25 protein-coding genes are annotated in these 21622 nt (G+C 71.6%); 8 read left to right on the plus strand and 17 right to left on the minus strand.

Annotation, left to right across the window (positions count from 1 at the left end; genetic code table 11):
* Positions 1-4 precede the first annotated feature (4 nt).
* The 3 genes from pnuC to ACRYCC_RS12605 all read right to left on the minus strand — a co-directional run bounded on the left by pnuC (position 5) and on the right by ACRYCC_RS12605 (position 2591).
* Complete coding sequence (gene pnuC / locus ACRYCC_RS12595; protein ID WP_433811475.1) at positions 5-727, minus strand: nicotinamide riboside transporter PnuC; 723 nt, start codon at positions 725-727, stop codon at positions 5-7.
* A gap of 193 nt (positions 728-920) precedes the next feature.
* Positions 921-2111, minus strand: a complete 1191-nt coding sequence (locus ACRYCC_RS12600; RefSeq protein ID WP_433811477.1) for a hypothetical protein — start codon at positions 2109-2111, stop codon at positions 921-923.
* Between the two features lie 87 nt (positions 2112-2198).
* A complete protein-coding gene (locus ACRYCC_RS12605; protein ID WP_433811479.1) occupies positions 2199-2591 on the minus strand; it encodes an NUDIX hydrolase in 393 nt (130 codons plus the stop codon).
* Positions 2592-2843: 252 nt separating this feature from the next.
* Between ACRYCC_RS12605 and ACRYCC_RS12610 the strand changes: the two genes are divergently transcribed.
* The 4 genes from ACRYCC_RS12610 (at position 2844) to ACRYCC_RS12625 (ending at position 6346) form a co-directional block, all read left to right on the plus strand.
* On the plus strand, positions 2844-3470 hold the full coding sequence (locus tag ACRYCC_RS12610; RefSeq protein WP_433811481.1) for a DUF6758 family protein: 627 nt from the start codon (positions 2844-2846) through the stop codon (positions 3468-3470).
* 123 nt (positions 3471-3593) lie between these two features.
* Positions 3594-4457, plus strand: a complete 864-nt coding sequence (locus ACRYCC_RS12615; protein WP_433811483.1) for a PHP domain-containing protein — start codon at positions 3594-3596, stop codon at positions 4455-4457.
* A 157-nt stretch (positions 4458-4614) separates the two neighbouring features.
* The gene (locus ACRYCC_RS12620; RefSeq protein WP_433811485.1) at positions 4615-5301 is read left to right on the plus strand and encodes an MBL fold metallo-hydrolase; all 687 of its coding nucleotides are present in this window, start codon (positions 4615-4617) and stop codon (positions 5299-5301) included.
* A 79-nt stretch (positions 5302-5380) separates the two neighbouring features.
* Complete coding sequence (locus tag ACRYCC_RS12625) at positions 5381-6346, plus strand: RecB family exonuclease (RefSeq protein ID WP_433811487.1); 966 nt, start codon at positions 5381-5383, stop codon at positions 6344-6346.
* 60 nt (positions 6347-6406) lie between these two features.
* On the opposite strand, the gene ACRYCC_RS12630 is transcribed toward ACRYCC_RS12625, so the two are convergent.
* On the minus strand, positions 6407-7315 hold the full coding sequence (locus ACRYCC_RS12630; protein WP_433811488.1) for an oxygenase MpaB family protein: 909 nt from the start codon (positions 7313-7315) through the stop codon (positions 6407-6409).
* A 133-nt stretch (positions 7316-7448) separates the two neighbouring features.
* Positions 7449-8159, minus strand: coding sequence for a glycerophosphodiester phosphodiesterase (locus tag ACRYCC_RS12635; protein WP_433811490.1), 711 nt, complete (start codon positions 8157-8159; stop codon positions 7449-7451).
* A 155-nt stretch (positions 8160-8314) separates the two neighbouring features.
* On the opposite strand from ACRYCC_RS12635, the gene ACRYCC_RS12640 reads away from it, so the two are divergent.
* Positions 8315-9196, plus strand: coding sequence for an alpha/beta fold hydrolase (locus ACRYCC_RS12640; RefSeq protein ID WP_433811492.1), 882 nt, complete (start codon positions 8315-8317; stop codon positions 9194-9196).
* Between the two features lie 40 nt (positions 9197-9236).
* Here the strand turns inward: ACRYCC_RS12640 and ACRYCC_RS12645 are convergent, their stop codons facing one another.
* A complete protein-coding gene (locus ACRYCC_RS12645; RefSeq protein ID WP_433811494.1) occupies positions 9237-10226 on the minus strand; it encodes a pirin family protein in 990 nt (329 codons plus the stop codon).
* Positions 10227-10478: 252 nt separating this feature from the next.
* On the opposite strand from ACRYCC_RS12645, the gene ACRYCC_RS12650 reads away from it, so the two are divergent.
* Entirely contained in the window at positions 10479-11012 is a 534-nt protein-coding gene (locus ACRYCC_RS12650; protein ID WP_433811496.1) for a YbhB/YbcL family Raf kinase inhibitor-like protein, read from the plus strand.
* 129 nt (positions 11013-11141) lie between these two features.
* Here the strand turns inward: ACRYCC_RS12650 and ACRYCC_RS12655 are convergent, their stop codons facing one another.
* From ACRYCC_RS12655 to ligD (ACRYCC_RS12690), 8 genes are all read right to left on the minus strand, one after another.
* Complete coding sequence (locus tag ACRYCC_RS12655; protein WP_433811498.1) at positions 11142-12659, minus strand: DEAD/DEAH box helicase; 1518 nt, start codon at positions 12657-12659, stop codon at positions 11142-11144.
* A 490-nt stretch (positions 12660-13149) separates the two neighbouring features.
* Positions 13150-13434, minus strand: a complete 285-nt coding sequence (locus tag ACRYCC_RS12660; RefSeq protein WP_433811500.1) for a GlsB/YeaQ/YmgE family stress response membrane protein — start codon at positions 13432-13434, stop codon at positions 13150-13152.
* Positions 13435-13550: 116 nt separating this feature from the next.
* Complete coding sequence (locus ACRYCC_RS12665) at positions 13551-13778, minus strand: DUF3107 domain-containing protein (protein WP_433811502.1); 228 nt, start codon at positions 13776-13778, stop codon at positions 13551-13553.
* 45 nt (positions 13779-13823) lie between these two features.
* Complete coding sequence (locus ACRYCC_RS12670) at positions 13824-14474, minus strand: TetR/AcrR family transcriptional regulator (protein ID WP_433811504.1); 651 nt, start codon at positions 14472-14474, stop codon at positions 13824-13826.
* 97 nt (positions 14475-14571) lie between these two features.
* Complete coding sequence (locus ACRYCC_RS12675) at positions 14572-14865, minus strand: Rv3202a family protein (RefSeq protein WP_433811506.1); 294 nt, start codon at positions 14863-14865, stop codon at positions 14572-14574.
* 12 nt (positions 14866-14877) lie between these two features.
* On the minus strand, positions 14878-16290 hold the full coding sequence (locus ACRYCC_RS12680; RefSeq protein WP_433811508.1) for a dihydrolipoyl dehydrogenase family protein: 1413 nt from the start codon (positions 16288-16290) through the stop codon (positions 14878-14880).
* A gap of 65 nt (positions 16291-16355) precedes the next feature.
* Positions 16356-17264 (minus strand): non-homologous end-joining DNA ligase, encoded by a 909-nt coding sequence (gene ligD / locus ACRYCC_RS12685; protein WP_433811510.1) that lies wholly within the window; start codon positions 17262-17264, stop codon positions 16356-16358.
* Complete coding sequence (ligD, locus tag ACRYCC_RS12690; protein ID WP_433811512.1) at positions 17261-18256, minus strand: non-homologous end-joining DNA ligase; 996 nt, start codon at positions 18254-18256, stop codon at positions 17261-17263. The genes ligD (ACRYCC_RS12685) and ligD (ACRYCC_RS12690) overlap by 4 nt, the downstream gene beginning before the upstream one ends.
* Positions 18257-18392: 136 nt before the next feature.
* On the opposite strand from ligD (ACRYCC_RS12690), the gene ku reads away from it, so the two are divergent.
* Positions 18393-19265 (plus strand): non-homologous end joining protein Ku, encoded by an 873-nt coding sequence (gene ku, locus ACRYCC_RS12695; RefSeq protein WP_433811514.1) that lies wholly within the window; start codon positions 18393-18395, stop codon positions 19263-19265.
* An 18-nt stretch (positions 19266-19283) separates the two neighbouring features.
* Here ku and ACRYCC_RS12700 read toward each other — a convergent pair whose 3' ends face one another.
* Positions 19284-19811, minus strand: a complete 528-nt coding sequence (locus ACRYCC_RS12700) for a superoxide dismutase family protein (protein ID WP_433811516.1) — start codon at positions 19809-19811, stop codon at positions 19284-19286.
* A gap of 103 nt (positions 19812-19914) precedes the next feature.
* Between ACRYCC_RS12700 and ACRYCC_RS12705 the strand changes: the two genes are divergently transcribed.
* Positions 19915-20814 (plus strand): alpha/beta fold hydrolase, encoded by a 900-nt coding sequence (locus tag ACRYCC_RS12705; RefSeq protein WP_433811518.1) that lies wholly within the window; start codon positions 19915-19917, stop codon positions 20812-20814.
* 136 nt (positions 20815-20950) lie between these two features.
* Here ACRYCC_RS12705 and ACRYCC_RS12710 read toward each other — a convergent pair whose 3' ends face one another.
* Both ACRYCC_RS12710 and ACRYCC_RS12715 read right to left on the minus strand, forming a co-directional pair.
* Entirely contained in the window at positions 20951-21145 is a 195-nt protein-coding gene (locus ACRYCC_RS12710) for a CsbD family protein (RefSeq protein WP_433811520.1), read from the minus strand.
* 57 nt (positions 21146-21202) lie between these two features.
* Positions 21203-21376, minus strand: a complete 174-nt coding sequence (locus ACRYCC_RS12715) for a hypothetical protein (RefSeq protein WP_433811522.1) — start codon at positions 21374-21376, stop codon at positions 21203-21205.
* Positions 21377-21622: the final 246 nt, after the last annotated feature.

A 21622-nucleotide genomic window follows, 5' to 3' on the forward strand; every position in this document is an offset into this window, starting at 1 on the left:
TCCCTCACGTCGTCTCCCCGAGCGGCCGGGTGCCCGCGACCGGTCCTGCTGCGGGCCCTGCCGCCGGCGCCGTGATCGGGCCGGTGCCGCGGGCCGGGGTGGCCTGGCGGGCGGCCAGATCACGCCGCCAGGCGAGCAGCCCGGCGTCGCACAGCGCCAGGAAGACCAGGTAGAGCGCGCTGGTGAGGTAGAGGTCCTTCCAGGCGTACAGCGGTATGTAGATCAGGTCGGCGAGGATCCACAGCCACCAGGACTCCAGCAGCTTGCGGCACTGGCCGTACGTCGCGGCCAGCGAGATCGCCGTCGTCACCGCGTCCCAGAAGGGCACGGTCGAGGTGGTCCAGGTGGTCAGGACCCAGATCATCACACCGGTCGCGGCCACCCCGGACGCGCCGAGCATGATCCACTCGGTGCGGGTCGTGCCGCGCACGACCAGCCTGCTCCGGTCCTGGCCGCCGTAGAGCCACTCCCACCAGCCGTACAGCTGGAGCACCACGTAGACGACCTGGAGGCCCGCGTCCGCGTAGAGCCCCCCGTCGGCGAAGACCAGGCAGAGCAGGACGACGTTGGCCAGCCCGATCGGCCAGTTCCACAGATGCTGCCGGACGACCAGCCAGACCGTGATCGCACCCGTGACGAAGCCGAGCACCTCGGCCCGGCTGGTCGCCACCCCGCCCAGCCGGAAGGCGGGTGCCAGCAGAGGCTCCAGCAGGTCGTGCAGCGACATGACAGGGTCCGCCTCTCGTTATCGTCAAATGGACGATAACAGAGCTGCCCGGGTCCGGGAAGGCGCGACGGCCGTCCGGGCAGGCAGGCCGGAACACCGGACCGGTGGGCGGGCAGGTGGACAGGCAGGTGGACGGGCAGGTGGGACGCCGCGCAGGCGGACGTCGGGTGGTCGGGAGGCGAGCCGCGTCCGGTCAGCGGGCGGGCGGGTTCTGCTGTTGCTGTTCGTCGGCGCCGAACATCATCGTCCACTCGCTGACGGGCTGCTGATCCTGCGCCGGAGCCGGGTTCTGGGGGGCCGGCTGCTGGGCGGCGGGCTGCTGATGCCGGCCCTGCGGGGCGTACGGGTCCGGCTGCCGGTCGTAGGCCTGCGGGGGCTGCGCCTGCGGGGGCTGGGACTGCGGGTACTGCGGCTGGCTGGGACCCTGCTCGGGCTGGCCGGGGGTGCCCTGGCCGCCCTGCTGCGGGTATCCCTGCTGGTACGGCTGCTGGCCCGGCTGCTGTCCCTGCGGGTAGGCCTGCTGGCCGTAGGGCTGTGCCTGGCCGTAGGGCTGCTGTGCCGGCTGGCCGTACGGCGGCTGGCCGCCCTGCTGCTGCCCGTAGTGCCGGGGGGTGTACTGCTGCTGGTCGTAGCCCTGCTGGTCGTAGGCCTGCTGGCCGTACTGCTGCGGGGCGCCCTGCTGGCCGTACGGCTGCTGGCCGTACTGCTCTTGACCGTACTGCTGCTGGCCGTACTGCTGCTGGCCGACGGGCTGCTGGGCGCCGGGCTGCTGGGCGTACGGATCGGGCTGCTGGCCGTACTGCTGCTGCGGCTGAGCCTGGCCGTACGGCTGGTTCTGTGCGTAGGGCTGGGCGTACTGCTGCCCCGGCTGGGCCTGCGGGTAACCCGGCTGCGGTGCGCCGTACTGCTGCCCGGGTGCGCCGTACTGCTGCGGGACCGCCTGCTGGGGCGCCGCGCCCTGCCCCGAGGCGTAGTGCGCGTGCCACTGCTGGAGGGTGGCGACCTTCTGGTCGAACTGGCCGTCCGGCATCGACCAGTAGTTCATCGGAGCCCACGCGCGGATGGTGCGGCCGGTGGTCAGCTGGATGAAGGTGCGCCGCTGGCCGAGCATGTAGTTGCCGCCGTAGATCCGGGCCACCTCGTTCCAGGCGAACCGGCGCTTGGTGTAGCCGCGCAGCAGGATCCCCTGGGGCGTGACGTCCATGCCGAAGGTGCCGGTCCAGAAGAACTGGGCCACCCCCAGCCCGGCCAGCAGCAGGAAGAGGATCCCGCCCCCGTAGCCGCCGGTCGCGAGCCAGACGAGGGCGCGCAGGGCGAGCAGGGCGGTGGCGACGAGATTGACGATGCGCTGCTGGACTTCGAGGCGGTACTCGAGCTGCTGCATGGGGGTTTCTCCGGTGGGCGGTTTGACACAGGCGCGCCACTTTACCTGCGCCTCCATGGCCAACAGTGCCCAACGACCGCCTACGGGTCAATGGGCGGGCATCACGTTCCATGCGGTGAGCGCCTCCACCAGCCCGGGCGTGGTGGGCAGCGCCCGCAATTCGGCCTCGGTGACCCAGCGGACCTCGGCCGCGTCGTCGCCCGCGCGAGGCACCCCGCCGGCGACCGTGGCCGCGTAGTCGTGAATGTCGTAGCTGACACCGTGGGGGCCCGGTCGGATCACGCTGCCGACGAGGGCGCCCGGGACCACCTCCAGGCCGGTCTCCTCGCGCAGCTCCCGTACGACCGCCTCCGCGTCGGCCTCACCGGGCTCGACCCTGCCGCCGGGCAGCGACCAGAGCCCCTCCATCGGGGGATGGCCGCGGCGGATCAGCAGCAGTCTCCCGGCCGGGTCGTGGACCACGGCCCCCACGCAGCGCATGGACCCATGGTGGCAGCGCCGGGCAGGGCCGGCCCGTTCCGGCCGTACCGGCGGCGGACCGGGCGGATCAGGCCCCGGATCGGCCCTTGGGGCCTGTGCCCGGGGCGGTCCCGGGGCGGTCCCGGAAATCGGCTGTGCCGCCGGGCACGGCGGTGGATCGCGGGGTGTTAACCCGTTTCATGACTCAGGACTGTTGCGCCTGTTGACGCGGTGACTTGACGTGGCGCCGGGTAGCGGCGACCGTGAGTAACTGTGAGGACTGAGCCGACGTGTCCACGTTGCCGCAAGCCACTGCACACACCGAGTGCCTGGTCGAGCGACTGGCGATGTCCGGTGCACGGCGCCGTGCTGCCCATGCAGCCGCCCTATGCCCCTTCCGACGAAGGGCTGGCCGCCGTGGTCCAGGACGCCAGGGTGCCGGTCTGGACCCTGTGGCCGCTGCCGCCGAGCTGGCTGGTGACGGGGTTCGTGCAGGTCGGAGATGAGCGCACCGGCTCGCGGGCGTGCGGGGTGGCGCTCTCGGGGCCGGCGCTGCTGGCAGGCCCGGCCGACATGGTGGTGATCGCCGAGGAGCCGGGCATCGGCCTCGGCTGCCACTTCGCCGGTCTGGACGGCCCCGATCCCGGAGAGGTCTGCCGGGCCGCGCCCAACGCCAAGATGTCGGTCGGGGGGCATCCCGTGCCCATGTGGGCGGTCGAGGCCGCACCGGACCGCGCGGCCTACGTCGGAGAGGCCATGGGCAACTGGGTCTGGACGGTGCTCTGGCCGGCCGACACCGGCGCGCTGATGCTCGACAACCCCGAGCTGCGTGATCTACGCGAACCCGGCATGGAGCTCGATCTGCCCTACGGCGCGTTCTGCCCCCGCCTCGACACCTGATCATCGACACCTGATCCTGGAGGCCTGATCATCGAGGCCTGATCCCGGACACCTGATGCCAGACGCTTGATCGTCGCGGCGCCCGCCGGGCATGGGCTCGCGATCGGCGGGCAGAATGGTCGGGTGCTCATCGACCTGCACACGCACAGCGACGCGTCGGACGGCACCCGCCCGCCCGCCGAGGTCATGTGGTGCGCGCGGGCCCAGGGAGTGGACGTCCTCGCGCTGACCGACCATGACTCGGTGGACGGCTGGCCCGAGGCCATCGCGGCGCTGCCGCCGGGGCTGACGCTGGTGCCCGGCATGGAGCTCTCCTGCCGGACCGGTGGCCGCAGCCTGCATCTGCTGGCCTACCTCTTCGACCCGTACGAGCCGGAGCTGGCGGCCGAACGAGATCGCATCCGTGATGACCGGGTGCATCGGGCCCGGGGGATGGTCGAGCGGCTCGCGGAACTCGGCGTGCCGGTCACCTGGGACCAGGTGGCCGCGATCGCGGGCGGGGGCGCGGTGGGGCGCCCGCACATCGCCCGCGCGATGGTCGAGACGGGTGTGATCCCGACCGTCGAGGACGCCTTCACCTCGAAGTGGATCGGGACGGGCGGGCGGGCGCAGGTCAAGCGCTACGCACTGGACCCGGTGCAGGCCGTACGGCTGGTGACGGCCGCCGGCGGAGTGGCCGTGCTGGCCCATCCGCGGGCCCGCAAACGCGGTTACGTCTTCGGGGACGACCTGGTCGAGGAGCTGGCCGGCGCGGGCCTGGCCGGGGTCGAGGTGGACCATCCCGACCATGACGCGGCGGACCGGGCGGAGCTGCGCAGGCTGGTGAAAGGCCTGGGCTTGATCATCACCGGCTCCAGCGACGACCATGGGGATCTCACCGGGGACCGGCTCGGCTGCGAGACCACGTCGCGCGACGCCCTCGAGGAACTGCTGGACCTCGGCCGCGGCTTCCGGCCCGTACGCGGCGGGGAGGACGACGAGGCGTAGCGGGCAGGCGAAAGTGCCCGCGCCGTACGGAATGTGGCCGCGACCGGTGGGCGTTTCCGCGTGTCAGCGAGATCGAGTGAATTGCCCGCCGGTCGAAATTGCGCCACCGGATCCGCCCTTTTCTCGGCGGGCCTGATTTCGGGATAGGGTGCCTGGCGTGAGTGCGCGCATCGAGCAGGTCGTGACGTCAGGGAAGTGCACCCTGGACGACGACGAGTATGAGGTCGAGACCAACACCTACATCGTCGGCGACGACGACGAGGTGATCGTGATCGACCCGGCCAACGACGCCGAGGCCATCCTCAAGGCGGTCGACGGCCGCGAGGTCATGGCGGTCATCTGTACCAACGGCCGGAGCAACATCCTGAGCGCCGTGATCGAGGTGGCCGAGGCGGACGAGGACGACCCGGCGCCGATCGCCCTGCACCGCAACGACCGCCTGCTGTGGCGCCAGTACTTCCGGCAGCTCGCCAAAGAGATCAAGGACGACGAGCTCAAGGACCTCCAGCCGGACATCGACATCGAGGACGGCGGCCTCTTCGAGGTCGCCGGGGCTCAGCTGGAGGTCATGCACACCCCGGGTTTCACCCCGGGCAGCATCTCCCTCTACAGCGAGCAGCTCGCGGTCCTGTTCACCGGGAACACCCTGCTGCGCGGCAAGCCCGGCGAGATCGGCGGGTCCTACCACGACCTGCAGACCCAGCTGAACTCCATCGGCGGCCTGGTCGGCCCGCTGCCCAAGGACACCCAGGTGCTGCCCGGGCAGGGCCCGGAGACCACGATCGGCGAAGAGGACGTGCGCTGGGAGAGCTGGTACTCCCTCGACCGTGAGTCCGACGACTAGCGGCACATGATCCGGCGGTGCCGGCAGATGACCCATGGGGAGCCGGGCCGCGTGAGCCGGGCCCGGAGAGCCGGTCGCGATGAACGCTGAGCAGCTGGGCTTCGAGGGGATGCCGCAGCGGCTGTACTCCTGTACCCCGTCGCGGCTGAACAACTGGCTGGACTGCCCGCGGCGCTACCGGATGACCTACCTGGACCGGCCTCAGCCGCCGAAGGGCCCGCCGTGGGCGCACAACAGCCTCGGCGCGAGCGTGCACAACGCGCTGGCCGCCTGGTGGCGGCTCCCCGAGCCACGGCGCACCGTGGAGATGTCCGGCACCCTGCTGCTGCGCGGCTGGCTGACCGACGGGTTCCGGGACGCCGGGCAGTCCGAGGCCTGGCGGACCCGGGCCCGCGAGATGGTCGAGGCGTACGTCTCCGGCCTGGACCCGCACACCGAGCCGGTCGGCGTCGAGCGGACGGTCGCCACCCGTACCGACGTGATCGCCCTCTCCGGCCGGATCGACCGGCTGGACGAGACGGCGAGCGGGCCGGGCACCGAGCTGGTCGTGGTCGACTACAAGACCGGGCGGCGGGCGCTCACCGCCGACGACGCCCGCGGCTCACTGGCACTGGCCCTGTACGCGATCGCCGCCTCCCGCATGCTGCGGAGCCCCTGCCGGCGGGTCGAGCTGCACCACCTGCCGACCGGTGGCGTCGCCGCCTGGGAGCACACCGAGGAGTCGCTGCTCCGCCAGCTCGGCCGGGCCGAGCGGATCGCCGTGGAGGCCCGGGACGCCGACGAGGCCTACCGGACCCGGCTGGCGGTGCCGCAGCCCAGGCAGCCCAGGCGCCCCGAGCGGTCCCGGCGGTCCCAGGGTCCTGAAGGGCCCGAGCGGCGGGACGGGGCCGGGGCACCGGTCGACCACGAGCCGTTCGACGAGGTCTTCCCGCCCCGTCCGGGCAGGCTCTGCGCCTGGTGCGACTTCTCCCGGCACTGCCCCGAGGGCCGCCAGGCCGCCGCCCCGGCGGAGCCCTGGGCCGCCCTCGCCGAAACGTCCGCATGACCCCGTAGCCGCCGTACCCTGCCCGACGGGGTGGGCCGGTGCGGCCGGGTGCGGCGGCCGTCAGGCTCTGGCGAGTACGCCGGGCGCGGGCCAGCGGCGGGGGTCGCGCAGGCCGTACAGGCCCCGGCTGAGGTCGTAGCCCTCGGCGTGCAGGCGCTCGCGGGCCCGGCCGAGCATCTCCCGGGTCGGCTTCATGAAGGAGAAGTCGTGCACGGGCTCCGGCAGCGAGTTCATCGCCAGCCGGAACGACCTCAGCGCCGCCGTCACCGCGGGCCGCGGGACCTCGGGCAGCACTCCGTACATCTCGCGGGCCCAGTCCGGCAGGGAGTAGTAGCAGAGGGCGCCGAACGGGAAGTACGCCGGCTTGCCCGCAGCGAGGAATCTCAGATGCTCCGGCAGCCGCGGCCACAGCAGGAACCGCACCGTCTCCATGGCCTCCTCCGTCGGGCGCAGCCGCGGGCGCATCTGCTGGAAGTAGGCCTCCATCTCGGCGACGCTGCCGGGGATGTCCTCCGCGTGCAGCCCGACATAGGTGCCGCTGCGCCGCTGCTCGGCGAGGTAGCGGTCGGCCATCGCGTCGGTCATGGGCAGCCCCGAGCGCCGGGCGACCTCGAGATACGAGGAGACCTCGGCGCAGTGCACCCACAGCATCAGCTCGGGCTGGTCCAGCGGCTCGACCCGGCCCGTGTCGTGGTTGAGGATCCGCAGCGACCGGTGGAGGCCGCGGACCCGGGCACCGATCGCGTCGGCCTCCTCGGGGCTGCCGAAGGTCGAGATGCCGACGAAGTCCGCGGTCCGCTGCAGCCGGCCGAAGGGGTCCTCCTGGAAGTTGGAGTTCTGCCAGACCCCCCACATCGCCATCGGATGCAGCGCCTGCAGCATCAGGCCGCGCACACCTCCGACCCACATGGCCCGGTCGATGTGGACCCGCCAGGTCACGCTCTCCGGGGGATGAACCGTCGCCGACATGCACACACCTCGTCAATCCTGCCCGGTGGAGGAGGCCCGCGCCCGACCGCCATGAGACAAACCGAGGTAAGTGTATCGTTACCGGCTTCTGCCGGGTTCGGACCCCCGCTCCACGAGGGCCGGGCCGGCGAGATCAGCGGAAGGGGCCGCGGGTCCTGGTGTCGGCCCGCAGCCGTACGGCGTCGCCGGGACGATCGGTGATCAGCACCGACACCCGGTCGTCGGCCAGGAATCGCCGCATCAGCGGCTGGTCGTTGACCGTCCAGACCATGGCCGGAATGCCCTCCCGGGCGCACCGGCTCAGCACGCCGAGGCGGGCCAGCCGATGGTGCATCGCCACCCAGTCGGCGCCGCAGGCCCGGACGCGGTCCACCGGGAACAGGTCCCGTACGGTCCCCGGCTGGGGCAGGTGACGGCCCACGGTCAGCGCGGCGATCACCCGGGGGAAGGTCCGCTTGACCGCGGTGATCGACGCCGTGTCGTCCGTGGTGACCACGAAGTTGTGCGGGCCCAGGACGTCCAGGGCGAGGGAGACCACCTCGTGCTCGGTGCCGGGCTCCTTCAGGTCGAGGTGCCCCTTGACCCGGCCGGCCAGGACCTGCAGGGCCTCCCGGACCCGCGGCACCTGGTGGCCCGCCGCCGCGCACAGCTGGCGGTAGGTGCTGCGGGCCAGCGGGGTGCCCGCCACCCGTTCGTCGTGGTGGACGACCAGCTCGCCGTCGGCGGTCCGCCGGATGTCGAGCTCGGCGTACTCGGCGCCCGAGGTCACCGCGGCCTCCAGCACGGCAGGGTCGCCGGTGTCCCTGCGGTGGGCGGAGATCGCCCCTACAACGGAATGTTCCACGGGCAACGACGCTACGGTCCCGACCGGTACGGAGCGAGGATGCGCCACCCAAGAGCCGGTGAATTCCGGTCGACCGCAGCCCCTCCGAAGGTCCGGTTACCAGCAAAAACCCCTCGCCGGTGTCTCCCGCTACATATTCGGTATGGTTGAGCCCTGTGAGTACGCCCCGGTTTCTCAACCTGCCCCCCGGCGTGCGCCGGACGGACCTCGTGACGCCACGCGGAACGTTCGCCGCACTCGAAGCGCTGCCGGGTTCCGGCGTACCCGAACGCTGTCCCGCCCTCCTCGTGCCGGGGTTCACCGGCAGCAAGGAGGACTACCTCGGGATCCTGCTGACCCTGGCCCGCGCGGGCCGCCGGGTGGTCGCCATCGACATGCGCGGCCAGCACCAGTCGGCTCCGGCGCCGGACCACTCCGGCTACACCCGGGCGGCGCTGGGCGCCGACATCTGCGCGCTGCTCGACCTGCTGGGACCGGATCAGGTGCACCTGGTCGGGCACTCCTTCGGTGGTCTGGTCACCAGGGAGGCCGTGATCGCCGACCCGTCCTGTGTCGCCTCGTTCACCCTCATGAGCTCCGGCCCGGCCGCGATCACGGGGGAGTCCGCGGCCAGAGCCCAGGCCCTGATCGACGCGCTGCCCGAGCTCGGCATGCGGCAGATCTGGGAGCTGGCCATGGAGCCGGAGGCGATCGCGAACGGCGTCTCCGCCGAGATCGTCGAGTTCCTGCGCACCCGTACGCTGGGGAACTGCGAGACCGGGCTGAGCTGCATGGCGCAGGAGCTGCTGACGTGCCCGGACCGGGTCGAGGAGCTCGCCAAGGTCGCCGACGAGGCCGACCTGCCGCTGATGGTGCTCTACGGCGAGGACGACGACGCGTGGGACCCTCGGGTCCAGGCGGCGATGGCCGACCGCCTGGACGCCGTCATGGTCGTGATCCCCGGCGCGGCGCACTCTCCCGCCTGGGACGCGCCGGAGACGACCGCGAGCGCGCTCACCGACCTGTGGAACCAGGCCGAGCGCACCACCTTTCACTGATCTTCAGTCGATCTTCAGCCGACCTTCGGCCGGGCCGGGCTCACCCGGCGTCCGGGGTGCTGCCGTGGACGGCGGCGTGGGCGGCGGGGATGCTGCCCAGGCGGCCGGCCTGGTAGTCCTCGAACGCCTGCATGAGCTCGGCCTTGGTGTTCATCACGAACGGCCCGTAGGCGGCGACGGGCTCCCGGATCGGCCGCCCGCCCAGGATGAAGACCTCCAGCCCCTCGGTGCGGGTGTCCTGGGTGGCGTCGGCGGCGACCGTGATGGTGTCCCCGGGCCCGTACACCGCCAGCTGTCCCATCGTCACGGGGCGCCGCTCCGCGCCGGCCGATCCGTCACCGGCCAGGACGTAGACCAGGGCGTTGAAGTCGCGCCGCCACGGAAGCGTCAGGGACGCACCCGGGGCCAGGGTGGCGTGCACCAGGCTGATCGGGGTGTAGGTGGAACCCGGTCCGGCGTGCCCGGCCAGCTCCCCGGCGATGACGCGGACCAGCGCGCCGCCGTCGGCGGAGGACAGCAGGGTGACCTTGCTCCCGGTGATGTCCTGGTAGCGGGGTGCGGCGAACTTCTGCGCCTTCGGCAGGTTCACCCACAGCTGCAGGCCGTGGAAGAGCCCGCCGCTGGCCACCAGGTGCTCCGGCGGGGTCTCGATGTGCAGGATGCCGGACCCGGCGGTCATCCACTGGGTGTCGCCGCCCCCGATGAGCCCGCCGCCTCCGTGGGAGTCGGAGTGCGCCATCTCGCCGTCGATCATGTAGGTGACGGTCTCGAATCCGCGGTGCGGGTGCCAGGGAGTGCCCTTGGGCGCGCCGGGCGCGTACTCGACCTCGCCCATCTGGTCCATGTGGACGAACGGGTCGAGCGTTCGCAGATCGACGCCCGCGAACGCCCGCCGGACCGGGAAGCCTTCGCCTTCCAGCCCCTGGGGGGCGGTGGTGACCGACACCACCAGGCGGTTCTCGTCGGTCGCCGGATCGGTTGCGGGGATGCGTGGCAGGGCCAGCGGGTTCTCGACGGTGACAGCGGGCATGGTGGGCCTTCCCGGAGGACGGTTGACTACTGTTGAAGATTAAACCATCTTCTCGCCGGCTATGTTCCCTCACCCGGCCTCGGCCCCGGCCGGGTGCTGTGCCGGGTGCTTCTGTCGGTCTTCGGCCGGGTGCTTCGGCCTGGCGTGACCGGGACGGCGGGGAGCCGAACGAAGAGTGCTTCACTGGTGCGTGTCAGCCGCTCCGGCGGGGTAGACCCGGAGCTCATCCCCAAGGGCAAGGAGAACAGCTTCATGACCGAGACTCCCTACGACAGGCTGCCCTCGGTGCCGTCGTTCACCCTCACCAGCACCGATGTCGCCGACGGTGAGCCGCTGGAGATCGCCCAGTACAGCGGCCTGTTCGGCGTCCCGGGTGGCACGGACACCTCACCCCAGCTGTCCTGGAGCGGGGCCCCCGCGGGCACCAAGAGCTACGTGGTGAGCATGTTCGACCCGGACGCCCCCATTCCCAGCGGATTCTGGCACTGGGCCCTGGTCGACATCCCCGCCACCACCACCGAGCTTCCCTCCGGGGCGGGTGACGGCTCGAACCTGCCGGGCGGTGCCTTCCACGTGGCCAACGAGGCCCGGTCGCACCGCTTCCTGGGCGCGGCCCCGCCGCCCGGAAGCGGCAAGCACCGCTACTTCATCGCGGTGAACGCCCTGGACATCGATTCGGTCACCGATGTGGGGGTCACCAAGGACTCCACCCCCGCGGTGCTCTATTTCAGCATTCGAGAGCACATCCTGGCCCGGGCGGTCATCGCTCCCTGGGGCGGCGAGTAGCGCCCCACACCGGCGCCCACCCGCACCCCCAGCCCCCGCCGGGCGGTACGGCCCGTGCGCGCCCGTGTCCGGACATACGAATGGGCGTCATAGGAACCGCCTATGACGCCCATGCATGGCGTGCCGCCGTCAGGAGTTGGCGGCCGTCCCCTCACCGCTCGTGACGGTCCCGCCCCCGGTGCCCGCCCCGCCGCGGGTGCGGCGGCGCCGCGGACGCCGCGGAGCGTCCCCCTCGTGCGCGTGCGCGGTGGTCACGGTCTCCGGGCCCGCCTCGGTGGCCGTCTGGCCGCTCTGGCCCGCCTGGGCCGCGTCCGCGGCCTCGACCGGCTGCCCGCTCCGCGTCCGCGTACGGCTGCGGTTGCGCTGCCGGGGCTGCCGGGTCCTGCTCTCGCGTGAGCTCTCACGCCTGCCGTCCCGGGAGCCGTCCCGCCCGTCGGTGCGGGCGGAGCCGCCGCCGGTGGAGCGGTTGCGCCCGGTCTCGCCGATGTCCTCGAGCTCCTCGGCGGCCAGCCCGGCGCGTTCCTGCATCGCCTTGGGCAGGACGCCCGTCACACCCTCCGGGATGTCCATCGCGATGTAGAGGTTCTCCGATGTGGAGTACATCTCCTCCGGAACCGGGAGGGCCAGGTCCAGCGCGGCGTTGATCAGCTTCCAGCGCTGCAGGTCACGCCAGTCGACCAGGGTGACGGCGATGCCCTCCTTGCCGGCCCGGCCGGTGCGGCCGATCCGGTGCACGTAGGCCTTGTCGTCCTCGGGGCACTCGTAGTTGATGACGTGCGTGACGTCGTCCACGTCGAGACCCCGGGCCGCCACGTCAGTGGCGATCAGGACATCGATCTTGCCGGACCGGAACGCGCGTAGCGCCCGCTCCCGCTGACCCTGGCCGAGGTCCCCGTGGACCGCGGCGGCGGCGAAGCCGCGCTTGAGGAGGTCCTCGGCGACCCGGTCACAGGCCCGCTTGGTCTGGCAGAACACCATGGTCAGCCCACGGCCGCGGGCCTGCAGGATGCGGGCCAGCACCTCGGGCTTGTCCATCTGGTGCGCCTGCCACACGTGCTGGACGACCTGCGGAGTGGCGTCCGACTCGGCGTGGGCCTCGGCCCGCACGTTGGTCGGCTGGGAGAGGTAGCGCCGCGACAGCGCCATGATCTCGCCCGGCATGGTCGCGGAGAACAGCATGGTCTGCCGCTTGGCGGGGACCAGCTGGATGATCCGCTCGATGTCGGGGAGGAAGCCCAGGTCGAGCATCCGGTCGGCCTCGTCGAGCACGAGCGCCTGGACCTCGGAGAGGTCGAGGTACTTCTGCTTGACCAGGTCGAGCATCCGGCCCGGGGTGCCGACGACGATGTCGACGCCCTTGCGGAGGGCGTCGATCTGGGGCTCGTAGGCCCGGCCGCCGTACACCGACAGCACCCGGCTGCCGAGCTTGCCGCCGGCCAGCACGAGGTCGTCGGTGACCTGGATCGCCAGCTCGCGGGTGGGCACGACCACGAGGGCCTGGGGGAGTTTGTTGCCCTGCCGCACGCGCTGCAGCAGTGGGATGCCGAAGGCGAAGGTCTTGCCGGTGCCCGTACGGGCCTGGCCGACCATGTCCTGCCCGTTGAGCGCGATGGGCAGGGCGAGTGCCTGGATGGGAAATGCGTCCACGATGCCCTCGGATTCGAGGGCGTCGACTATCTCGGGGATGACCCCGAGTTCACGAAAGGTAGTCAGGGCGTTCAGCCTCCATAGTGCGGGGTCAGACCTCCCCGGCCAGCGGCGCTGCGGCGCGCCGTGGGGCACACCATCGTTGCGGCACCTACGACCGGCCAGGCGACCATCCGCCTGTCGATCGTCACTGCGGCCGCGCGCTCGCGCGAGAGGGACCAGCCGTCGATCATTACTCGGTGACCGCCGTTAGGGGTCAACGCATCTGCTGGGAGCAACTGCGCGCGGTCACACTCCGCGACGCAGTGTACCGGTGGTTGGCCGATTACGCCATTAGCAGATCTTCCAGATGAACACTCGGTCGCCCGGCGATATTCCGTGCGGTCCGCGGCAGGCCCGTCACCGGGGCGTATGGGAGGCGAACCCGGGCATGCGAAGGCCTCCGCCACGGGGGAGCGGAGGCCTTCGGTCCAAGGGGTCGCCGTGCGGGTCAGCGCGTCCGGCTGCGGGTGCGCCAGCCGCCTCGACGGCCGCCCCAGCCACCGCCCTGAGCGCCGGTGAGGAGCGCGACGCCGATGGCGGCGATGATCACCGCGAAGATGAACGCGACCACGGTGCCGGCGCCCAGCGCGTCGGCCACCACGCCACCGAGGATGGCGCCGGCCACACCGACCAGGATGGTCAGCACGATGCCGATGGGGTTACGGCCCGGAACGAGCAGCCTGGCCACGACGCCGACGACGGCGCCAACAAGGATGAACCAAAGAATCGTCATTGCCATGTGAAATCGACCTCCCGAGGTTGTCGGGAGTGGGTATGCCCGCCGCCTGGGGATTAAACAAAGCCCAGGTCAGTGGCTCAAAGCGCCCAACGCTCGCAAAGGGGCCAGGCTCAGAACGTGCTGAAGCCGACCTGCCGGGACTCGTCCTCGGAAAGCTCCAGATAGCCGACGTGCGCGGCCGGGATGACGACCCGGCCGCCGCGCTCGTCGATGAGGACGAATACGCCGTTCTCGGTCTGGAGAGCCTCCATCAGGGACTGCTCGATCTCGTCGGCCGACACCGTCGTGTCGACGACGATCTCCTTGGCCACCGACTGGACTCCGATACGCACCTGCACGATCGTCTCCCCTTTGCTGCGGGTTGGCTACGGGCCGGCCTCGGGTCAGCCGCCCGCCGAGGTGGTCCCGGTCGGCTCGCCGATGCGCGGGAAACCGCTGATACCGCGCCAGGCGAGCCGGGCGATGAGCTTCTCGGCGGTGTCCTTGGGGATGGCCCGCTGCTGGGAGAGCCAGTATCGGGCACTGACCTCCGCCATGCCGACCAGGCCCATGCCGAGCAGGTGCGCCTCGTCGCTGGAGGCGTCGGTGTCCTCCTGGATGACCAGGCTGATCATCTCGGCGCACTGCTGGAGGGCACGTTCCACCCGGGCGCGGACGGGGGCGACGTTCCGCAGGTCCGATTCGAAGACCAGCCGGAACGCCTCGCCCTCACCGGAGACGAAGTCGTAGAACGCCTGCATCGTGGCGGCCACCCGGGATTTGTTCTCCGGGGTGGAGGCCAGCGCGTCGCGGACCCTGGTCACCAGGGCCTCGGCGTGCTCGTCCAGCAGGGCCAGGTAGAGCTCGAGCTTGCCAGGGAAGTGCTGATACAGCACCGGCTTGCTGACTCCGGCGCGCTCGGCGATCTCGTCCATCGCGGCGGCGTGGTAGCCCTGCGCGACGAACACCTCCTGGGCGGCACCGAGCAGCTGTCGACGGCGGGCCATCCGTGGCAGTCGTGTGCCACGAGGGCGGGCGTCCGGGATCGCCGTCACCGCACTCTCCGATCACCAAGTCGTGCGACGAAGGTGACGTCGCGGGAAGTTCAATTCCATCATCCTACGTGCCGGTAACCTCGCGGGTCACTAACAATCACCGGTAGTCGTCTTCGTCGATTTCGACAATCCTGCTCTGATCGGCGACGTCGGCCTCGTCGGCGTCCAGCGGAATGCGGTCGGGCCAGAGCGGATCCTCCTGCTCGCGGACCGGCGTGTGCTGCTCGGCGGCGTCGGCCTCGGGAGCCTCCAGGTCGAGGTCCGGGTCGATGGGCGGACCCGGCTCGGCAGCCGGATTGCCCTGCACCGGCGTGTGCTGCTCGGCGGCGTCGGCCTCCGGAGCCTCCAGGTCGGTGTCCCGATCCGGCTCCGTGTCGTTCGGCTTGGTCATGACACGCCCCTCTCACAGACGCTCGGCGAGTTCTCGCAAAGGCGGCTCGACGGCCTCACCGTACGTCGGGAACGCGTGGGCCACATCGGTCAGGATGTCCAGCCGGATCTCGGCACGAATGGCCAGCGCGATTTCGGCCATCCATTCCTCAGCGTAGAGTCCGACCGCGGTGGCGCCAACGAGCACCCCTCGGGCCGGATCGGCGTACAGCTCGACCCTCCCGCCGGTGGAGCCCCGCTCGTCCTCCTCCACCGCGGCCCGGGCAGTCCCGGCCAGGTCCATGCCCGCCGAGATCAGGCCGACGCCCATCTCCTCCGCCCGGACCGGGGACAGCCCCACGGCGTAGACGGAGGGGGTCGTGCGCACGGCCCGGGGCATCGCGCGGTAGTCGGCCTCCTGGCGCTTGCCCAGGACGTTGGCGACCACCACACGCGCCTGGTACAGCGCGAGATGGGTGGAGGGCGTCAGGCCGGTGATGTCGCCGGCCGCCCAGACGCGCCCGCCCAGGCCGTCCTCCGGGGCCTGGTGCGGCGGGCCCTCGGGCGGCGTGGCCCCCTGCGGGTCGCCGGGCTGGGCGGCGGGGAAGTCGGTGAGGACCTGGCAGGTCACGTCGAGCGGCACCCCGCGGGCCGGATCGGCGGCGATGCCCAGCGCCTCCAGGCCCAACCCGCTCACCCGTGGCCGGCGGCCGGTGGAGACCAGGATGCGGTCGGCCTCGATGACCGCACCGTCGGCCAGCCTCAGCCGGGGACCGCTCTCGGTGCGCTCCGCGGCGATGATCCGCGTGCCCAGGCGCAGGTCGGCGCCGAGCCGGCGGAGGGCGTCGGCCAGGAGGTCCCCGGCGAAGGACGCCTCGGTGGCCAGCAGGCGCTCACCGGGCTCGACCACGGTCACCTGCGATCCGAAGGCCGCGTAGATCTGGGCGAGCTCGCAGCCGGCCGCGTCCCCGCCCAGCACCACGAGGCGGCGGGGCAGGTCGGGTGAGGTCAGCGCCTCGTCGGTGGTCCACAGCGGCAGGTCGGTGAGCCCGGGGACGGCCGGCACGGCCGGTTCGCCGCCCGTGCACACCACCAGATCGGTGTAGGTGTACGGGCGGCCGTCCACCTCGAGACCGCCGGGCTCGCGGATGCGGCCGTGGCCGCGCAGCACCGTCACCCCGGCCGCCGTCATCCGGGCCGCCGCGGCCGTGTCGTCGAGGTGGCCGGTCACCCGGTCGCGCCGGGCGATCGCCAGCTCCCAGGTCTCGCCCCGCCGCGCCGAGTGCAGCAGCGACTTCGACGGCAGGCACGCGAAGTACGGGCGCTCGCCGCCGACCAGCCGGGACTCCACCAGTGCCACGGCCCGTCCGGCCTGGGCCAGCTCCACCGCGACATGCTGCCCCGCCACCCCGCCGCCGACCACCATCACTTCGTAGTGCTCAGTCACCAGGCCTCCTTCGTGTCACCCACCATGGTGGCAAGAGAGACGGCGAAGCGTAGGCGTTCGACTACTTAGGGCAGTTTCTGGTGTTCTGCCGCCAATGCCGCGAACAGGTCGCCGCGCTCCTCCACCCGCTCCAGCACCTGGCCGGCGGTGAAGTACAGCTCCTCGGGCTGCCGGCACGCCTCGACCTCGTCCCAGGAGACCGGGGTGGACACCGTCGGGTCGTCCGCCGCCCGCAGGGAGTAGGGGGCCACCGTGGTCTTGGCCGGGTTGTTCTGGCTCCAGTCCACGAACACCTTGTCCCGGCGCAGCCGCCGGTCCATCCGGCTGATCACCTGCCCGCCGTGGTCGCGTTCCAGCCGCTGCGCGGCCTCCTTGGCGTACTCCGACGTGCGGTCGGACTCGGCGATCGGGACGTACAGGTGCAGCCCCTTCTTGCCGCTGGTCTTGGGGAAGGACTTCAGCCCGTCGGCGCCGAGCAGGTCCCGCAGGCCCTCCGCCACCCGGCAGGCCTCGACCATCGTGGCCGGCGCCCCCGGATCGAGGTCGAAGACCAGCAGGTCGGGCTTGTGCACACCGCCCCGGGGGCCGACCTTCCACTGCGGCACGTGCAGTTCGAGGGCGGCGAGGTTCGCCGCCCACACCAGCGTGGACAGGTCGTCGATCACCACGAAGTTCAGCGATTCGAAGCCGCGTGAGCTTCCCGGGGTCGGCAGCTCCGCCGTCCGTACCCAGTCCGGGGTGTGCGAGGGGGCGTTCTTCTCGAAGAACGAGATGCCCTCCACCCCGTCGGGGAAGCGCTTGCGGGTGGCCGGGCGATCGGCCAGATGGGGCAGCAGCGCCGGCGCCACCCGGGTGTAGTAGTCGATGACCTCGCCCTTGGTGAACCCGTGCCGGGGGTAGAGCACCTTGTCCAGGTTGGACAGGGTCAGCTCGTGGCCGTCCACCCTGACCGGGATCTTCTTGTTGGGGGTCATGGGCCCGGCTCACGGACGACGTCGGCGGGGGCGAGGTCGGAGCGCAGGCCCCGCCACGAGGGTGCGCGCAGCCGGCCGTCGGCGGTCCAGGAGCCGAAGGTCACCTCGCCGACCTTGCGCGGCTCCACCCAGCAGGCGCCCCGGGCGAACTCGTAGGGCACCGAGCCGGTCGCGAACGGGCTGGTGGGCCGCCTCAGCGGGCGCAGCAGGTCCGCGAGGTCCGCCAGCGCGCGGTCGGTGAAGCCGGTGCCGACGTGGCCCACGAAGTGCAGCGCGCCCTTCTCGTGGACCCCGAGCAGCAGCGAGCCGATCCCGCCCGCACGCCGCCCCTTGCCGGGTTTCCAACCGCCGATGACGACCTCCTGGGTCCGGAAGTTCTTCACCTTGCGCCAGTAGTCGACCCGTTTACCGGGCCGATACGGGGAGCCCAGACGTTTGGCGACGAGCCCTTCCAGCCGCTGCTCCCGGGTGTAGTCCACCAGCTCCGCCACCTGCTCGGCGTCGTCGGCGCGGAGGTAGGAGGGCGCCTCGATCGGGCCGGCGGTGAGCTCCAGGTCGTCCAGCAGCTCACGCCGGTCGCTGTAGGGCACGTCGTAGAGTGTGTGCCCGTCCAGGTAGAGCAGATCGAACACCACGTAGTGGACGGGTACCTCGCGGATCAGCCGCGGATGGGGGGCCGCGACGTGCATCCGGTGCTGGAGCCGCCCGAAGTCGGGACGGCCGGTGTTGTCGAAGGCCACGACCTCGCCGTCGAGCACCGCGCCCTGATGGGGGATCAGGTCGCCGATGACCGAGAGCTCGGGGTAGTGACCGGTGACCTCGGCGCCGCGCCGCGCCGTGGCCCGTACCTCGCCTTTGCCGTCGACGTACGTGACGACCCGGACTCCGTCCCACTTGATCTCCAGGCCCCACTCGGCGGCGTCGGTGTCCGGCAGTTCCCCGGTGGCGGCCACCATCGGCTCCACCAGGTCCGGCATCGGGAACGCGCTCATGTGGACCTTGTGCCCGGCTTGCCCCTCGATGACGCGTCATCTGATCAGGATCACGAAAGTATCAAAAAGGACTTCTAGCGCATTTCGAACAGGTTTGCGACGCTAGAGGAATGGACCGGCTGGGTAGGGAGCACACATGCGCAGCATCTGGAAGGGCGCGATCTCCTTCGGCCTGGTGACCATCCCGGTCAAGCTCTACTCGGCGACGGAGCAGCGGGACGTCTCGTTTCACCAGGTCCATCGCACCGACGCGGGCCGCATCAGGTACAAGCGCGTCTGCACCGTCTGCGGCGAGGAGGTGGCCTACGCCGACATCGCCAAGGGCTACGAACTGCCCAGCGGCGAGATCGTCGTGCTGACCGACGAGGATTTCGCGGAGCTGCCGCTGACCACCAGCCGGCGCATCGACGTCCTGCAGTTCGTGCCGCTCGAGCAGGTCGACCCGATCTACTTCGCCAAGTCGTACTTCCTGGAGCCCGAGGGCCAGGGGACCAAGCCGTACGTCCTGCTCCGCGACGCGCTGGAGAGCTCGGACAAGGTGGCGCTGGTGAAGGTGGCGCTGCGGCAGCGGGAGTCCCTGGCCACGCTGCGGGTCCGCGACGGGGTGTTCGTGCTGGAGACCATGCTGTGGCCGGACGAGGTGCGCGAAGCGGCGTTCCCCTTCCTCGAGGAGGACGTGGAGGTCCGGCCGCAGGAGCTCACCATGGCGTCGTCGCTGATCGACTCGATGGCGGGCGATCTCGACCTGACCGAGTACAAGGACACCTACCGCGAGGCCCTCGAGGCGGTCATCGAGGCGAAGGTCGAGGGCAAGGAGATCGTCCAGCCTGAGGAGGCCGCGGCCGAGACCGGGGCCACCGACCTGCTCAGCGCGCTGCGGGCCAGTGTCGAGGCGGCCAAGAAGAGCCGGGCGGAGAGCGAGAAGGCCGCCAAACCGGCCGCGCGGAAGGCCGCCGGCAAGAAACCGGCGGCCAAGAAGCCCGCGGCCAAGTCGCGCAAATCCGCCTGACCGGTCAGGTGCCGCCCGTCAGCTGCCGAACGGCACGGTGGTGCACACCAGCCGGTCGCCCGCCTCACCGGTGGCCGGGTCGGTGGGCGCGGCGTGGATGACGACCGACCCGGCCTGGCCCGGCCGGATCAGCCAGTCGCGGACGGCGCGCGAGTGGCCCCGGCCCTGCTCGTCCACGGTGAAGTCGAGCCACACCTCCTTGTCCCGCAGCGGGGTCTGCGCGCCGGCCCCGGGATTCTGGTAGTGCGGGCCGGCGTCCGCGGGGAGCGGGCCGCAGGCCTTCTGGTGGACGTGCGTGCCGAAGTGCTTGCCCGCCGCGGCCTTGGGGAATCCGGAGACGTCCAGGGTCACCGTGGTCGTGTGCCCGCTGGGGACCACCACGACCTTCGTCCTGACCCCGGAGTACGCGGCGTCATAGATGCGACTCGGCCCGTTGACCTCGATCCGCTCGTGCACGGCCGGGTCGGCCAGCACGGGCCCGGCCGGCGATCCCGTCACGGCCCCCGCCATCGCGGCGGTGACCGCGACGTTCCTCAGTGCGGACATGTGTGCTCCTCTCGCTCGAGGCCGGATTCTGCGAACCCCCGCGCCACCCGTTGCGGGGGTTCCAGAACGGTCGCCCGGTCCCAGCGGGTATCTTTCCGCTCATATGAGCACCCCGATTCCGCATTGGCCCGGTGACCTGGTCTCTCTTGGCGATACCCAGGTGTACGTACGGGAAGCGTCCGGTCACGGAGAGCCCGCGCTCTACGTGCACGGCCTGGCGGGGGCGGCCACGAACTGGACCGATCTGATGGGCGAGCTGTCGGACGTCGTCGACGGCGCGGCGATCGACCTGCCCGGGTTCGGGTACTCACCGCCCCCGCCGGACCGGGACTACTCGCTCCGCGCCCACGCCCGCGTGGTCGTACGGCTGATCGAGGCCCGGCGCGCCGGGCCGGTGCACCTGTTCGGCAACTCGCTGGGCGGAGCGGTCGCGACCAGGGTGGCGGGCCGCCGGCCCGACCTGGTGCGGACCCTGACGCTGGTCTCGCCGGCGCTGCCCGACCTGCGGCCGAGGTACGGCCCGACCCGCATCCTCGCCGCCAGCATGCCCGGCGTGGGGCCGTGGGCGATGCGGCGGCTGAGCACGCTGGCCCCCGAACGCCGGGTGCAGGCCTCGCTGGACATGACCTTCGCGGACCCGACCCGGGTCGCGCCGGAGCGCCTGATGGAGCTCGTCGCGGAGGTCCGCCGCCGCGACGTCCTCGACCACGCGATGGCCGCCGTGGTCGGCTCCGCCCGCGGGGTGATCTCCGAGTTCCTGTTCCGCGGGCCGGGCTCGCTCTGGCGGGACGCGGCCCGGGTCACCGCGCCCACCCTGCTGCTGTACGGCCGGGAGGACCGCATCGTGGATCCCCGGATGGCGGGCCGCGCGGGACGGATCTTCCGCAACGCCCGGGTGGTGACCCTGCCCCGCGTCGGCCACGTCGCCCAGATGGAGAAGCCCGAGGTCGTCGCCCGTGAGTTCCGGACGATGCTGGCCGATCTGCCGGCCCGTACGCCCTGACACGGGCTGTCCCGGCCGGACCGGCCCACCCGGCCCACCCCGGCCGGACCGGCCGCCGTGGCGGGCCCTGACACCGGCCGGGAACGCGTGAGTGCCCCGGCCCTGGGGCCGGGGCACTCAGCCGTGGCGGCGGAGATTACTTGTCGAACGTCTTGCGGACGTCCTTGACCGCGTCCTTGGCGCGCTCTCCCACCTGCTTGGCGCCGCCCTCGATGCGGTCGGCCTTGCCTTCGCCCTCGAGGTACGGGTCGTCGGCCCGGCGGCCGGCCTCTTCCTTGCCGCGTCCCTTGGTCTGCTGTGCCTTGTTCTTCAGCTTGTCCAGGAAACTCATGGTTCCTCGTCTCCGTACGGTTGTCGTACTCCACCCCGGTGCCCGCTATCGCAGGGTCTATGCAGATCCCTTGATGTCGCTCCGCACTTGGTCGGCGATGTCATGGATCTGCTGCTCGGTGTCGCGCAGCTTGGCCTCGGCCCGCTCGGTCCGCTGGGCGGCCCGGCGCTCCCGCCAGGTCGGCTTCGCGTTGGTCAGGCTCGATCGCTTCGATCGCTTGAACAGCCCCATATACGTCAACTCCCTCGGCACCTCTTCGTCGGGTGATGCGGTCGGGGGATCCCCCGATAAGCCGGATTCATGCCGACACCCCTGCCGACCTGGGCGGGAGCCGGGCCGGCCAGGGGCTGCACGCGGCGCGCCGGGGGGCATCGCGGGCCGGACGGCGTTCGGGGAATGCCGAGCGACATGGCAGGGTTGTGCCGTACGGGACCACGGCGTCCCCCTCAGAACGAGCCGACCCAGCGCAGGAGAACC

The organism is Actinomadura scrupuli (assembly GCF_050971785.1).
Taxonomy (GTDB): domain Bacteria; phylum Actinomycetota; class Actinomycetes; order Streptosporangiales; family Streptosporangiaceae; genus Actinomadura_E; species Actinomadura_E scrupuli.

What these genes read in the sequence shown, in the direction of transcription:
- pnuC (WP_433811475.1), bottom strand. Translation starts at nt 727, where the DNA reads ATGTCGCTGCACGACCTGCTGGAGCCTCTGCTGGCACCCGCCTTCCGG.
- ACRYCC_RS12600 (WP_433811477.1), bottom strand. Translation starts at nt 2,111, where the DNA reads ATGCAGCAGCTCGAGTACCGCCTCGAAGTCCAGCAGCGCATCGTCAAT.
- ACRYCC_RS12605 (WP_433811479.1), bottom strand. Translation starts at nt 2,591, where the DNA reads ATGCGCTGCGTGGGGGCCGTGGTCCACGACCCGGCCGGGAGACTGCTG.
- ACRYCC_RS12625 (WP_433811487.1), top strand. Translation starts at nt 5,381, where the DNA reads ATGAACGCTGAGCAGCTGGGCTTCGAGGGGATGCCGCAGCGGCTGTAC.
- ACRYCC_RS12630 (WP_433811488.1), bottom strand. Translation starts at nt 7,315, where the DNA reads ATGTCGGCGACGGTTCATCCCCCGGAGAGCGTGACCTGGCGGGTCCAC.
- ACRYCC_RS12645 (WP_433811494.1), bottom strand. Translation starts at nt 10,226, where the DNA reads ATGCCCGCTGTCACCGTCGAGAACCCGCTGGCCCTGCCACGCATCCCC.
- ACRYCC_RS12650 (WP_433811496.1), top strand. Translation starts at nt 10,479, where the DNA reads ATGACCGAGACTCCCTACGACAGGCTGCCCTCGGTGCCGTCGTTCACC.
- ACRYCC_RS12660 (WP_433811500.1), bottom strand. Translation starts at nt 13,434, where the DNA reads ATGACGATTCTTTGGTTCATCCTTGTTGGCGCCGTCGTCGGCGTCGTG.
- ACRYCC_RS12675 (WP_433811506.1), bottom strand. Translation starts at nt 14,865, where the DNA reads ATGACCAAGCCGAACGACACGGAGCCGGATCGGGACACCGACCTGGAG.
- ligD (WP_433811510.1), bottom strand. Translation starts at nt 17,264, where the DNA reads ATGACCCCCAACAAGAAGATCCCGGTCAGGGTGGACGGCCACGAGCTG.
- ligD (WP_433811512.1), bottom strand. Translation starts at nt 18,256, where the DNA reads ATGAGCGCGTTCCCGATGCCGGACCTGGTGGAGCCGATGGTGGCCGCC.
- ku (WP_433811514.1), top strand. Translation starts at nt 18,393, where the DNA reads ATGCGCAGCATCTGGAAGGGCGCGATCTCCTTCGGCCTGGTGACCATC.
- ACRYCC_RS12700 (WP_433811516.1), bottom strand. Translation starts at nt 19,811, where the DNA reads ATGTCCGCACTGAGGAACGTCGCGGTCACCGCCGCGATGGCGGGGGCC.
- ACRYCC_RS12705 (WP_433811518.1), top strand. Translation starts at nt 19,915, where the DNA reads ATGAGCACCCCGATTCCGCATTGGCCCGGTGACCTGGTCTCTCTTGGC.
- ACRYCC_RS12710 (WP_433811520.1), bottom strand. Translation starts at nt 21,145, where the DNA reads ATGAGTTTCCTGGACAAGCTGAAGAACAAGGCACAGCAGACCAAGGGA.
- ACRYCC_RS12715 (WP_433811522.1), bottom strand. Translation starts at nt 21,376, where the DNA reads ATGGGGCTGTTCAAGCGATCGAAGCGATCGAGCCTGACCAACGCGAAG.